The organism is Gemmatimonas groenlandica (assembly GCF_013004105.1).
Lineage (GTDB): Bacteria > Gemmatimonadota > Gemmatimonadetes > Gemmatimonadales > Gemmatimonadaceae > Gemmatimonas > Gemmatimonas groenlandica.
On the sequence record NZ_CP053085.1, the window covers coordinates 2,370,132 to 2,383,425 of the forward strand.

The following is a 13,294-nucleotide window of genomic DNA, read 5'->3' on the forward strand; positions in this document are numbered from 1 at the left end:
TGTACGTGGAATACTGCCGGCTACCGCACGCCCATCACGGCCGCCAATCGCGCCACGAACTTCGCGCTACGCAGCATCGACGGGACATCGGCGAACTCACCCGGCTCGGCTCGCGCTCCCCCTCGCTCGCCGCCCATACCGATCGCCAGCGTTCCTCCCGCGATCGCCACGTTCAGATTCGACGAGCCGGCATTGCCGAGTTGCGGCGTCATGCCGAGCGCCGTCGCGATAGCCACCGAACTCCGCACGAGCTTCGACGTCGCCGCGCCCGCGATCTGCCCACCGGCCGTCTGCTGAAGCGCGCGCATGTCGAACCGGTTGCCGGTCTCGCGTGACACGCTGTCGAGAATAGCGCGCACCGCCGCTTCGTTGCGGGCAATCACCGGTGCGTCGAGCGCGCGGATGTCCACTGAGAACCAGGCGCTATCCGGCTTGCGATTCACCACATCGCCCGAGCGGATCATCGAGATGTTGAGCACCGAGCGCGTACTCGCCGGCGGCTGTGGAATGGCCAGAATGCGATCGACCGCTCGTGCGATGCCCTGATTCACATTCGGCAAGCCGCCAGTCAGGGTGTGCCCGCCCTGGTGATAGGCCCACACCTGCCACCAGTGAATGCCGATCGCCCCATACGTGAGCGAACGTCCATCGCCCAGCACATCCACGAACGCATCGGCGCGCGACTTCCACTCGCCGTACAGCGCCTTCATTCCCACGAGCCCGGTCTCCTCCTGGGCCACCGCCGCGAACACGAGATCATGCTCCGGTCGCACACCGGCCGCGATGAGCGCACGCGCCGCGCCAAGGACCGCCGCCGTCGTGCTCGACGTGTTGCTGCCGGGGCCGATGACGCGGTCGCCGTCCGCATACGGCGGGCGCGTGGCGTTCCGCTGGTGCTGCGCCACCGGCGCGAGATCATCCAAGGTCGCCACGAACACGATCGCCCGCCGCGTGGCATCGGGAAGCGAGCCCCGAATACGTCCGGTCACGTTCGGCAGGCGATCCACCGTGACATCGGCCAGACCGATCGCCCGCATGCGCGCGGCGACGGCTTGCGCCCGCTCCGCTTCCTCGCCCGACGGCGAGCGAATCGCGGCGAGTCGCACCAGATCGGCCGAGATGCTGTCGCGGTGCGCGTCGACGAGCTGATCGAGGCGCGTCGCGAGCGCGGGCGGCTGCGCCGATCGTGCGGGCGCCGGCACCACGATGGGCAAGCTCAGAACACAGGCGAATAGTGCGCGGCGCGCCGTGAGACCAGGCATCCGGATTCCAGTCGGTATGAGGAACGAAAGGTAGGGAGGCGACGTGGTGACCCGCTCCCCCGCACCGCAAGCTCGCCCCGTGGCCCTTGTGGTGCCATACTAGCGCGAGCCACGGCACGGACGACGACCATTTCACTGATGTGGAGGCGGTGTGCGATTCCTAGATGCCCGACGACGGTCCTGCAGTATGCCAATGCTGCTCACCATGGCGGCTTTGGCTGTCGCTCCCACGGCCGTCGCCCGCGCACAAGGCTCACTCGCACCGCCGAGCCCCAGCGGCCGGACGGTCACACCGGTCTTCGAAGGGTGGTACCGCAACAAGGACGGCAGCTACAGCCTGTCTTTCGGCTACTACAATCGCAACACCGTCGAACAGATGGAGGTGCCGGTCGGCAGTGACAACTTCGTCGCACCGGGCGCCGCCAATCAAGGACAGCCGTCCTCGTTTGCCCCCCGCCGACACTTTGGCGTATTCGCCGTCGTCGTCCCCGCCGACTTCGGCACGAAGCAGATTGTCTGGACGGTGAAAGACCGCGGGCAGACGTTCGCGATCGCCGGCAGTCTCAGGCCCGATTGGGAGATCGACGCGATCGAAGGCGAGGCGAGCTCAGAGAACACGCCGCCTGCCCTCCGCTTCACCCCCGCCGGCCCCGAGGGACGCGGGCCACTCGGCGTCACCACCGCACCGTTGCGGACGCGCGTCGGCGTACCGCTCGCGCTCAGCGTCGCGGCGAGCGACGACGCGAAGACCAAAGCGCCCGTCGATCTCACGTGGTTCAAGCATCAGGGCCCCGGCGACGTGAGTTTTGCTCCGTCGACCAATCGTCTCGCGCCCACCGGCGGCGCGGCGACCACGACGGCCACGTTCAATCGTGCTGGGGAGTACCTCATTCGCGTGCGTGCCAACGATCTGTCGGCCATGACCGCCGGACACGCGCAGTGCTGCTGGACCAACGGCTTCATTCCCGTGACGGTGATCCCATGAACGCGCGCATGACGACGCTCGGCCTGCTCACCTTCGCGCTGCCAAGTGGCACGCTCGCCGCGCAGAATCCGTTTGCGTTGCGCACCGTGCCGGTCGCCGCGCCAACGACGCCGGCAACCAAGTCGACGACCGCACGCGCGGTCACGTTCACCAAAGACGTGGCGCCGATTCTGCAACAGAAGTGTCAGTCGTGTCATCAGCCGGGGTCGATCGCGCCGATGTCACTGCTGACGTATGAAGACGCGAAGAAATACTCGCGACGCATCCGCGCCAAAGTCTCCGCGCGCCTGATGCCGCCGTGGCACATCGACCGCACGATCGGTGTGCAGCAGTTCAAGAACGACGGCGGTCTGAGCGACGCGCAGCTCGCCACGATCGTGGACTGGGTCGACACCGGCACGCCGATGGGCGATCCCAAGGACATGCCGCCGGCCATCACGTTCCCTGATCCGAACCGCTGGCAGCTCGCTGAGCAGTTGGGCGTGCAACCGGATCTCGTGATCCGCTCGAAGCCCTACACGTTGGCGCCGAAAACGCAGGACAAGTGGTTCCGTCCCGTGGTCGAGACCGGACTCACCGAACCCCGCTGGGTGCGCGCGATCGAAGTCAAACCGGTGCGCGCGAACGATCGCAAGATCGTGCACCATGTGCTCGCCTATCTGCTGCAACCCGAACAAGGCGTGACCGGCTTGGCGAGCTCCGCGCACGATCACCAGATGAACGCCGGACTGTTCATGGAATGGGCCGTCGGCAAGACGGGGCAGATCTTCCCCGAGGATGCGGGCAAGCTCATGCTGCCGGGATCGCAGATTCGTTGGGAAGTGCACATGCACGCCATCGGCGAAGAGATCAAGGACAGTCAGGTCGAGATGGCGGTGTACTTCTATCCGAAGGGCTTCGTGCCACCACATCGCACCGTGCTCAGGATGTTCGATCTGTCACGCGACCGCGATCTCGACATCCCGCCCAACGAGAAGACCGTCACGCAGAACTTCTACGTGATGCCGGCCCCGGGGCGCCTCGAGAACTTTCAGCCGCACATGCACATGCGCGGCAAGGCCATGTCACTCGAAGCGGTCTTCCCCGACGGCCGCCGCGAAGTCATCAGCGCCGTCAACAACTTCCAGTGGAACTGGCACATCAACTACGTCTACGCCACGGAGGCCGCGCCGCTGTTGCCCAAGGGCACGACGCTGGTATTCACGGCATGGCACGACAACACGGCGGCCAACGAAAACAACCCGGACCCGTCTCAATGGGTCGGCTGGGGTGATCGTACCGTCGACGAGATGGCGCACAACTGGATCGATGTGACCTACCTCGAGCAGGCAGAGTTCGATACACTCGTGGCCGCGCGCAAGGCGAAGGCCCTCAAGAAACCGGTACCGTAACCGCATGCGCTTCTCTCGATTCAACACCGCCTGTCTCTGCCTGCTGGCGTCGTCACCCTCGCTTGCCCGCGCGCAGTCAGCGCGAACGGCACCGTTCTCCACCGCGGCCGGCGAGTGGCCCAGCCACACCGGTGATACACGCGGCACGCGCTACTCGCCGCTCGATCAGATCACGGCCGCCAACTTCAGCACCCTCGAAGTCGCCTGGCGTTTCAAGACCGACCAGCTCGGACCTCGACCGGAGTTCAAGCTGGAGGGCACGCCGCTGATGGTCGGCAACGTGCTCTACACCACCGCCGGCACGCGCCGCGCGGTGGTGGCCCTCGACGCCGTCACCGGTGAACTGCTGTGGATGCACAGCGAGAATGAAGGCGCGCGCGGTGCGGCTGCGCCACGACCACTTTCCGGCCGCGGCTTGGCCTATTGGACCGACGGCACCAGCGCGCGCATTCTGTACGTCACGCCGGGCTACCGCCTCATCGCGCTCGATGCGAGATCCGGCGCGCGCATTCGCAGCTTCGGCGACAGTGGCGCCGTCGATCTCAAGCTGAACATGGATCAGCCGATTCTCCCCGACCTCGAAACGGGCGAAATCGGATACCAAGGGGCGCCCACCGTCGCGCGCAATGTCGTCATCATCGGCGCCGCCTTTCGTGAAGGAGGGTCGCCCAAATCGTTTCGCAACAACAAGGGGGACATCCGCGGCTTCGACGTGCGCACAGGGAAGCGTTTGTGGACCTTTCACACGATCCCGCGCAAGGGAGAGTTCGGCTACGACACCTGGTTGAACGGCTCGGCCGAAAACGCCGGTAACACCGGCGTCTGGACGCAGATCACCGCAGATGAAGAACTCGGCCTCGTGTATCTGCCGATCGAATCGCCCACCGGCGATTACTACGGCGGTCATCGACCGGGCGACAACCTGTACGGCGAAAGCCTCGTTTGCGTCGATCTGCTCACCGGCGTGCGCAAGTGGCACTACCAGCTGGTGCGTCATCCGATCTGGGATTTCGATCTCGCCGCCGCGCCCATCCTCGCCGACATCACGGTCGGCGGGAAAGCGATCAAGAGCGTCGCGTTGCCCACGAAGCAGGGCATCCTGTACATGTTCGATCGGGTGACTGGTAAACCCATCTGGCCGTTCGAAGAGCGCGCGGTCGAAAAGGGCGACGTGCCGGGCGAGTGGTACGCGCCCACACAGCCCATGCCAACCAAGCCTGCGGCCTATGCGCGCAACGGGGTGCTGACCACCGATCTCATCGACTTCACGCCGGCCCTCAAGGACGCCGGACTCGCCGCCGCGTCGCGCTTCAAGCTCGGACCGATTTTCACGCCGCCCGTGCTCAGCAAGACCGAAGGCCCGCTGGCCACGTTCTCGAATGGCCCTACGAACGGCGGTAGCAACTGGCCCGGTGGCTCGTACGATCCCGAGACGCACATGCTCTATCTCTCGGCGACGAACGCATCGCCGTCCGCGCTCGGGCTCGTCGTGCCGGCGAAGGGCGTATCCGACATGGACTACATTCGCGGTTTCGCACCCGGCGCCGGACGTGGGGGCTTCACGGTGCAGGGCCTGCCGCTCCTCAAGCCACCATACGGTACGATCAGCGCGATCGATCTCGACAAGGGCGACATCGTGTGGCAAGTGCCGCACGGCGAAACGCCCGATGCGGTGCGCAATCACGAGGCGCTCAAAGGCGTATCGATTCCGCGCACCGGACAGGCCGGTTCGGTCGGAACATTGGTCACCAAAACGCTGGTCATCGCCGGTGATCCCGAAGTCACCACCTTGGCACCGCGTCCGCGCGGCGCGGTGCTGCGCGCGTACGACAAGGCCACCGGCAAGGAAGTGGGCGGCGTGAACCTGCCGGCGCCACAAAGTGGATCGCCGATGACCTATACCGTGGGCGGGAAGCAGTACATCGTCATTGCCGTCAGCGGCGGTCCGTACTCCGGTGAATACATCGCCTTCCGTTTGCCCACGGCAGGCGCACGGTGACGCGGCCGTCCGTTCGTGGCCGACGTGCCGTTGGCCTGCTGGGCGCGCTCATCGTCATGCCGCTGTGGGCGGGCTTGGCGGCCACTCCCGACGCCGCCGCCCACGGGCGACAGAACGAACGGACGACGTGGGACAGCGTCTTCTCCGCAACGCAGGCAGGCCGCGGCGAGACCACCTACAAGCAACTCTGCGCACGCTGCCATATGGAGACGCTGGCCGGTGGCGACGAGGCCGGCGAACTCACCGGCAGCGCGTTCATGAGCAGCTGGAACGGACAAACGCTCGCCGAGTTGCACGAACGCATTCGCACCACCATGCCCACCGATACCCCCGGCGTGTACACCAGTCAGCAAGTCACCGATGTCATCGCCTACATGCTGCGCTTCAACGGCTTTCCGCCGGGGTCGGTGGAGCTCACTCATACGAACGACGCCCTCAAGAGCATTCGCTTCGTGACGACGAAGCCCTGAGTCGGCGACTACGGTCGCTTCGACGCCACGATCACGGTCAGCGGGATGTACCACCCCGGCTCGACCGACTTCACCTCGAGTCGCCACACACCTGGCTGCGTCGGCGTGAACTCGAAATCCGCCGTCTGCCCCGGTCCCATCTCGACATGCGCCGGTCGTAGGGTCGCGACGGCAAGCGGCAGGTCGGCGCCGTCCTTCGCGATGGCCCTCCACTGCGCCACCGTGCTGTCGGTCTTGAGTGTGAACGCGATGCGCCAATCGGGATGAATGCTCACAATGCGCAGCCGGTGCTTCTCTCCCACCGTGAGGCGCAACGGAGCGGGCGACGTGCGCCCGTTCACCAGAGCGAATGGGCTTTCGACGTGCTTCTCGAGATCCGGGCCACCCCCGCCGGCTACGACGAGATGATCGTGCACGAGATCGCGCGGCCCATCACTCACGATCACCGCGCCGTACATGCCACGGCTGATCTGATGCCGATCGTTGAAATGCGAGTGATACGGATAAGTGCCGGAGCGCGGAGGAGTAAACGCCGCGACGAACGTATCGTTCGGCGCAATCTGCGTGTACACGCGCTGCCCCAATCCACTCCAATTCGGTACGCCATCCGGAAAGCTCTCGATCTCCAGACCATGCCAGTGAATCGAGGTGGGCTCGGCGAGGTTGTTCCGCACCACGATGCGCACCGGCTCACCCTTTCGTAGCTCCAGGACGGGACCGGGTAGCGTCACGCTGTCCTTGGCCGGTGCCGTTGGGCCGGACTGCAACGCAAATCCGAACGCGGTCGCGCCAGTGACGAGCCGCCGCGCCCGTTGCTGCACGAACAGACGCAACTCGCGCGCGTTCGCCGGTGACGGCTCCACATAGCCCGGCGCCGGCGTGACTTTGATGCCGACCACGAGCCCACGCATGGAGTGCCCGGCGGCGCTGCCCATCGCGCCCCCGGCCGCGTGCCCATCATGCGATGCTGCCGCCGCAACGACGGCCCCGGCGGAATCAATCGGCGATCCGACAACCGAGGCATTCTCGTCGGCGTGAAACGCAAAGTGGCAGTGGAAGAGCCAGTTCCCCGGAGTACTTGGCAAAAAACTGAAGGTGACGGTGCCCAGCGGCTTGATCAAATCCGTATTCGAGAGATGCTGCGCCGCGCGCGGCACCGGCGTGTCAATGCGTCCCGTGCCGTTCGCCTCGATCTGATAGAAGAAGCCGTGCAGATGCAGGGGATGATGCAGCGTGGTGGCGTTCACCACACGGAAGCGTGTCGAGTCACCCTGACGCAGCGTCATCGTTTCGCTATGCGGCCAGCCTTGTCCGTTGATGACCGACACCACCTCGAAGGGTCTCCCGTTGTCGTAGTCGAGAAACCACTCGCTGATCACCAGAATGTGATCAGGCATGGCGGCGCCGGGCTCGTCGACGACGATCGCGCCGCTCAGCTGGCTGTCCTTCCAGTACCGATCGGCTGCCGTGGTGCCGGCAAACGCCCCCCAGTACGCGTAGGTGCCGGCGAGGTTCAGCGCATACCGCACTTCACGCGTGGCACCCGGCGCGAGCTGCAGCGTATCGTCGCCGCCCACACCGGCGCGGAGGTCACCGATCACCAGCGCCGAGTCGGTGCGATTGCGCAGGGTGAGTATCACGGTCGTACCGCGTGGCACGCGCACGAGCGGGCCCGGCACGAGCGGCTGCTTACCTCGCTCCGCAAACGCGAGGATCGGGAGCGCTGGCGCCTCGGCACCCTCGGGAGCCCAGGCGCTTTCCACGATCTCGAGATCGAGGCGCAGCGTCGTTCCCGTCATGCGACCGGCCGACGCCCGGTTCTGATGGATGGCGGCCCGCACGGCTCCCGCGCTCGGCTTCGGGAGAGGCACGCGCGGCAGCGCGGCGAGTAGCTGGGCATTGAGCACAACGCCAACCACGGCGGAGATCACGAAGGTCATACGCGTACCTCGGCAAAGTGAGGACAGCGGGACTACACTGGAAACGCCCTATTCCGGTCGGTACGGCGCCTTGATCTTCATCGCGACGCCCGTCGTGCCCCACTGCAACCGGAGCGTCGCTTCATCGCGCAACACCATCGGGAACTGGTAGGTCAGCGACTCGACCGACGACGCTTGATCCGGCATGACCTCGAGCCGCAGTGCGTCGTACGCGGCGCCCGGATACGGCGTGTGCTGAATGTTCTTCTTGCGATTGAGAATGAACGTCCACGCGCCCGTCGCCCGTGGGATGAGCCACACGGTATACGTGCCCTTCGCCACCGGCGTCCCCTCCAGCGTGATGTCGCGGCTGACCGTGATTTGCGTGGCGAGGTCGGCCCCGGGATGCCAGATACTGTCCCACGGGACCAGCGCACCGAACAGGGCCCGTCCGCGGGCCGTGGGACGACCGTACGCGATCGAGATATCGGTAAACGCCACGCGCTGCGACACCGAGCCGCGCTGGCTGGGCGGATAGCCTTGAGCCGACAGCGGAGCGGAGGTCAGCAGCCAGAGGGTGACCAGCGGAGCCAGAATTCGTCGCAGCATACGGAGAATCTACGTGATTCCCTGAGAACGTGGCGCGCGCCATCTTTCCGGTATGACGCCTCCGCCTTCGCCGTTGCCTTCGCTTCGCGTGTTCGTGCTCGGCGCCACCGGCACGATCGGTCGGGCCACCGTGCGGGCGCTGGTGCGCCAGGGGCATGAGGTCGTCTGCTTCGGACGCGCCAGTCGTGCCTCTACCGGGCCTTCCGCACCCGAAGCCGGCGTGACCGTGCGGGTGGGCGACGTTCGCGACCCCGCGTCGATCACCCGCGACGGCTTCATGGGCGAGCCGTTCGATGCGGTGGTCTCCTGCATGGCATCGCGCACCGGTACGCCGCGAGACGCGTGGGCGATCGACCATCAGGCACACCTCAATGTGCTGCAGGCCGCGAAGGCCGCTGGCGTGCCGCAGATGGTGTTGCTCTCCGCGATCTGCGTGCAGAAGCCGTTGCTGGCCTTCCAGGACGCCAAGCTGGCCTTCGAACGCGCCCTCATCGACTCGGGGCTCACCTGGTCCATCGTGCGCCCCACGGCGTTCTTCAAGTCGCTCTCCGGGCAAGTGGATCGGGTCAAGAACGGGAAGCCGTTCCTCGTATTCGGTGACGGCACGCTCACGTCCTGCAAGCCGATCAGCGACGACGATCTCGCCGAGTATCTCGCCAGCTGTCTCATCGACGCGACGCGACAGAATCGCGTGCTGCCGATTGGTGGTCCCGGCAACGCCCAGACGCCGCGTGAGCAGGGCGAACAGCTCTTCGCGCTCCTCGGGCGCGAGCCCCGATTCAAGCAGGTCCCCGTGGCGCTGCTCGATGGGATCATCGCGGTGCTCAGCGCGCTCGGGAGGGTAGTACCGCCACTCGCCGACAAGGCACAGCTGGCGCGCATCGGCCGCTACTATGCCACGGAATCCATGCTCGTCTGGGACGCGGCGACCAATCGCTACGACGCGGCGGCCACCCCGTCCACCGGACAGGATACGCTCGTGGATTTCTTCGCCCGGCGCCTGCGCGGCGAAGTGACGGACGACCGCGGCGAACACGCGGTGTTCCAATGAGGGCCCCGACCACGACTGTGCGCGCGAATACCGCCGAGTGGAGAATGTCGTTGCTCGCCGTGATCATGCGCACGGGGCTGATGCTCGGTGCGGTGGTCTGCGTCCCCAGCGTAATCATGGCGATGCGCGCCGGGCTGACGGGCGTCATCGTGATCGACGTCCTGGCGATCGCCGTGCTGGCGGCGCTGATCGTCTTGAAGCAGCTGCCGTTCACCGTGCGCGCCACGGTGTTCTGCCTGATCCTGTATGCGCTCGGCACCGGACTGCTGATCTGGGTCGGGGCGAGGAGTCAGATCTTCCTCCTCGGTTTTTCGATTCTCACGGCGCTGCTGCTTGGCACGAGGGCGGGGTTGGCCTCCGTCGTGCTCAGCACCGTTACGCTGTTCCTGGTCGGACTCTGGGGATCGGCTGCGCCGGAGATGCTCATGACCCCGCAGTCGCAAGGCGTCGGCTTCTGGTTCACGGTCACCTTGAACTTCGCGCTGATCGCCTCACTGCTCGTTCTCGCCATCGGTGTCGTGATCTCGGCCATGGAAGCGGCGCTGCGCCAAGAGATTCTCGCGCGTTCGTCGTTCGAACAGCAACGCACCGTGCTACGCACGTTGATCGATGCGATGCCCGATGTCGTGTTCACGAAGGATCTCTACGGTCGCTTTGAACTCGCCAATCGCGCGGCCTGTGAGCAGTTCAGCAAGGAAAGCGAGGCGCAGCTCATCGGTCTGACCGCCCGCGATATTTTTCCGACGGAGTATGCCGCGCAGCGCGAATCGGAGGACGCGCGCGTCTTCGCCGGCGAGCCACTGCTCAACGCTGAGGCGTTCCGCATTCGCCCCGATGGCACCGTGCGTTGGTTCTTGGTCATCAAGGTGCCGTTGCGCAACGCGCTGGGAGAGATCACCGGGCTGATCGGCATCAGTCGCGACATTACCGACCGCAAACTGGCCGAGGTACAGCGCGATCAGCTGCAACAGGAGTTGCAGCAGTCGCAGAAAATGGAAGCCGTGGGCCAACTGGCCGGCGGCATCGCGCACGACTTCAACAACCTGCTCACGATCATCACCGGGCATAGCGGACTGCTCTTGACATCGCCCGACATTTCGCCGGATGTGCAGGAGTCAGTCGAAGAGATCGGGAACGCGGCCGATCGCGCCGCCGCCCTGACGCGGCAGTTGCTGGCGTTCAGTCGGCAGGCGCTCACGCAGCCGGAAGTGCTCGACGTGAATGCGGTGGTGCTCGACACCTCGAAGCTGCTGCGGCGCCTCATTGGCGAGGACATTTCGCTCAGCACGACGCTCGACTCGCAGGTAGCCGCGGTCCGCGCCGATCCCAGCCAGCTGAATCAGATCCTCATGAACCTGGCGCTGAACGCTCGCGATGCCATGCCGACGGGGGGTACGCTCAGCATAGAAACCGGCAATGTCGAGATCGACCACACCTTCTCGGCGATGCATCTGAGCGCGGCGCCAGGGCTCTATGTCATGCTGCGGTTGAGCGACAGCGGTAGCGGCATGGAACCGGGCGTGTTGTCGCGAATCTTCGAGCCGTTCTACACGACGAAGGGTGTGGGCAAGGGCACGGGCCTTGGATTGTCGATGGTGTTCGGCATCGTCCAGCAGAGTGGCGGTGGCATTCACGTGCACAGCGAGCCGGGTCACGGATCCACGTTCCGGATCTACCTGCCGGCCGTGCCCGTGTCGACGCCGACGGTGATCGAGGAGACCGGAGGCCGAACACCCGGCGGTACCGAAACGATCCTGCTGGTAGAAGACGACAGTGGCGTTCGCGCGCTTGCCCTGCGCGCCTTACAGGGCTTGGGATATGATGTCCTCACCGCGAATGACGGGCTCGAAGCACTAGAGGTCGCGACCTCGACCGACAAACGCATCGCGCTGCTGGTGACCGACGTCGTCATGCCTAATCTGAGCGGCCCGGCGTTGGTCGAACGGTTGCGTACCCGCCTACCGCATGTTGCGGTGCTGTACGTCAGTGGCTACACCGACGACGCCGTGCTGCGGCACGGTCTGCTGCAGGCCGAGGTCGACTTCCTCCAGAAGCCGTTCACGGCGTCCGCGCTCGCACGAAAGGTGCGCACCGTGCTCGACGAACACGCATCGGGCAGCGCCGCGCGGTGAGCCGACGGCTCCGCCGCGCGGTAGCCGAGAAATGACCGCGTCAGACCGTCGGCATTCTGGTTCGCCACGCGACAATCGGCGCCAGCATCCATGCGAGCTGTGCCAAAAGCATACCGGCAACGGCGTCTACCAGATAGTGCTCACCGCCGTAGATGATCGACCACAGCATCGTCGCCGCATAGAGGACCGCGACAGCGCGCGACAGCAGGCCGTGGCGCCACAGCGATAAGACGATCATCCACGCCACGGCCATATGCAGCGACGGAACGGCCGCAACATCATTCCCCGAAAGTTGCATGCCCGTGTCGTACGCGACGGGTGAGATTCCCCGCCCCACTTCGAAGAGCACTCGCGCAACCGGCTTGCCCGCCCCCTGATGTGAGGCGAACCATGGCGGTGCAGTAGGAAGCGCGAAGTGAATGGGCAGTGCAATGAGATAGCTGATGGCGCTTGCTACCATGTAGGTCGCGAAGGTGGCTACCCGGAACAACCACAGGTAGAACGCGACGATCCAGATGCTGAGGAAGTGACCCGCGTACGCGATGAGCATCAGGTAGTCGTGCCACGCCGGCTGCTCCCTGGCATACCACGCCGTCTGCAATCGGACGGTCGGGAGCTCGCCGAGGCCGAGCCAACGGTCGACGATCTGCGGATAGTGTATGAAGACGCGCTGTCCGGTTTCGTCGGCCGCGTCGCGCAGCACCACGAACACCAGTAGGGCGGCGAGGTGTACGAAGTACAGGCGACCGACGCGATCGATGTCACCGCGACGAAAAGCGACGCCGACCGGAACGCCAATCAGTAGCATCGGGATCACGCCGAGCGCGAACGGGTGTCCGATCGCGACGGATGCGGTCGATACGAAGAGCACGAGCAAGCATACGAGCGCTGGGAGCCAGCGACGATTGGCGAGCAACGGTACGCGAATGGATTGGAGCATATGGAGTCGGAGGCATTGACATTGGTTCGTCGCTATTTTGCACACGTCTCCGCTTTCGTGCCAGTGACCCGGCTGAATCAAAGAAACGGAGGAGTCCGTACGGACGCTGGTTGGCGCCTTCTGCACCCTCTCAATCCGGGCCGCCCGTGACGCTGCTGCTCAACATCCTGTGGTTCATCATCGGTGGCGGCTTCATCGCCGGCATCGCGTGGGTGCTGCTGGGCCTCCTGCTCGCGATCACCGTGGTTGGCATCCCGTTTGCTGTCGCCGCCTTCCGCATTGCCGGATTCGCCGCCTGGCCGTTTGGACGCACGCTGGTGGACGCGCGCACAGTCGGCGACGAGCCGATCGTCGGCACCGGTCTGGCGAATCTGCTCTGGATCGTTTTCGCGGGCATCTGGCTCTGGATCTCGCACGTGCTGGCCGGCATCGCCTACTGCGTCACGATCATCGGCATTCCGTTCGGATTCGCGCACTTCCGCCTTGCCGCCGTGTCCTTCGCGCCGCTCGGCAAGCGTGCGATCGACCTGCCCTGA

At 65.4% G+C, this 13,294-nt stretch carries 11 protein-coding genes; 7 read left to right on the forward strand and 4 right to left on the reverse strand.

The genetic code is table 11. The annotated features are described in order from the left end of the window. Nucleotides 1–20 precede the first annotated feature (20 nt). Nucleotides 21–1,262 carry a M20 family metallopeptidase gene (locus HKW67_RS09975; protein ID WP_171225243.1) on the reverse strand — a complete coding sequence of 414 codons (1,242 nt, stop codon included), beginning with the start codon at nt 1,260–1,262 and terminating at the stop codon, nt 21–23. 187 nt (nt 1,263–1,449) lie between these two features. On the opposite strand from HKW67_RS09975, the gene HKW67_RS09980 reads away from it, so the two are divergent. Genes HKW67_RS09980 through HKW67_RS09995 form a run of 4 tightly spaced genes read left to right on the forward strand, consistent with a single transcriptional unit; the run spans nt 1,450 to nt 6,107 of the window. Continuing rightward, nucleotides 1,450–2,247 carry a hypothetical protein gene (locus tag HKW67_RS09980; RefSeq protein ID WP_171225244.1) on the forward strand — a complete coding sequence of 266 codons (798 nt, stop codon included), beginning with the start codon at nt 1,450–1,452 and terminating at the stop codon, nt 2,245–2,247. Beyond that, the gene (locus tag HKW67_RS09985) at nt 2,244–3,638 is read left to right on the forward strand and encodes a cytochrome c (protein WP_171225245.1); all 1,395 of its coding nucleotides are present in this window, start codon (nt 2,244–2,246) and stop codon (nt 3,636–3,638) included. The genes HKW67_RS09980 and HKW67_RS09985 overlap by 4 nt, the downstream gene beginning before the upstream one ends. A gap of 4 nt (nt 3,639–3,642) precedes the next feature. Then, entirely contained in the window at nt 3,643–5,637 is a 1,995-nt protein-coding gene (locus HKW67_RS09990) for an outer membrane protein assembly factor BamB family protein (protein ID WP_171225246.1), read from the forward strand. Beyond that, nucleotides 5,634–6,107, forward strand: coding sequence for a c-type cytochrome (locus tag HKW67_RS09995; RefSeq protein WP_171225247.1), 474 nt, complete (start codon nt 5,634–5,636; stop codon nt 6,105–6,107). Before HKW67_RS09990 ends, HKW67_RS09995 begins: the two co-directional genes overlap by 4 nt. 8 nt (nt 6,108–6,115) lie before the next feature. Here HKW67_RS09995 and HKW67_RS10000 read toward each other — a convergent pair whose 3' ends face one another. Beyond that, nucleotides 6,116–8,047 (reverse strand): multicopper oxidase domain-containing protein, encoded by a 1,932-nt coding sequence (locus tag HKW67_RS10000; protein WP_171225248.1) that lies wholly within the window; start codon nt 8,045–8,047, stop codon nt 6,116–6,118. A gap of 48 nt (nt 8,048–8,095) precedes the next feature. Continuing rightward, nucleotides 8,096–8,635 carry a DUF2911 domain-containing protein gene (locus HKW67_RS10005; protein WP_171225249.1) on the reverse strand — a complete coding sequence of 180 codons (540 nt, stop codon included), beginning with the start codon at nt 8,633–8,635 and terminating at the stop codon, nt 8,096–8,098. Between the two features lie 52 nt (nt 8,636–8,687). Between HKW67_RS10005 and HKW67_RS10010 the strand changes: the two genes are divergently transcribed. Continuing rightward, nucleotides 8,688–9,686: an NAD(P)H-binding protein gene (locus HKW67_RS10010; RefSeq protein WP_171225250.1), complete on the forward strand. Its 999-nt coding sequence runs from the start codon at nt 8,688–8,690 to the stop codon at nt 9,684–9,686. Nucleotides 9,687–9,730: 44 nt separating this feature from the next. After that, nucleotides 9,731–11,818, forward strand: a complete 2,088-nt coding sequence (locus tag HKW67_RS10015; protein WP_171225251.1) for an ATP-binding protein — start codon at nt 9,731–9,733, stop codon at nt 11,816–11,818. A 40-nt stretch (nt 11,819–11,858) separates the two neighbouring features. On the opposite strand, the gene HKW67_RS10020 is transcribed toward HKW67_RS10015, so the two are convergent. Further along, nucleotides 11,859–12,758: a phosphatase PAP2 family protein gene (locus HKW67_RS10020; protein ID WP_171225252.1), complete on the reverse strand. Its 900-nt coding sequence runs from the start codon at nt 12,756–12,758 to the stop codon at nt 11,859–11,861. Between the two features lie 146 nt (nt 12,759–12,904). Here HKW67_RS10020 and HKW67_RS10025 point away from each other — a divergent pair, with 146 nt between their 5' ends. Then, nucleotides 12,905–13,294: a YccF domain-containing protein gene (locus HKW67_RS10025; protein WP_171225253.1), complete on the forward strand. Its 390-nt coding sequence runs from the start codon at nt 12,905–12,907 to the stop codon at nt 13,292–13,294.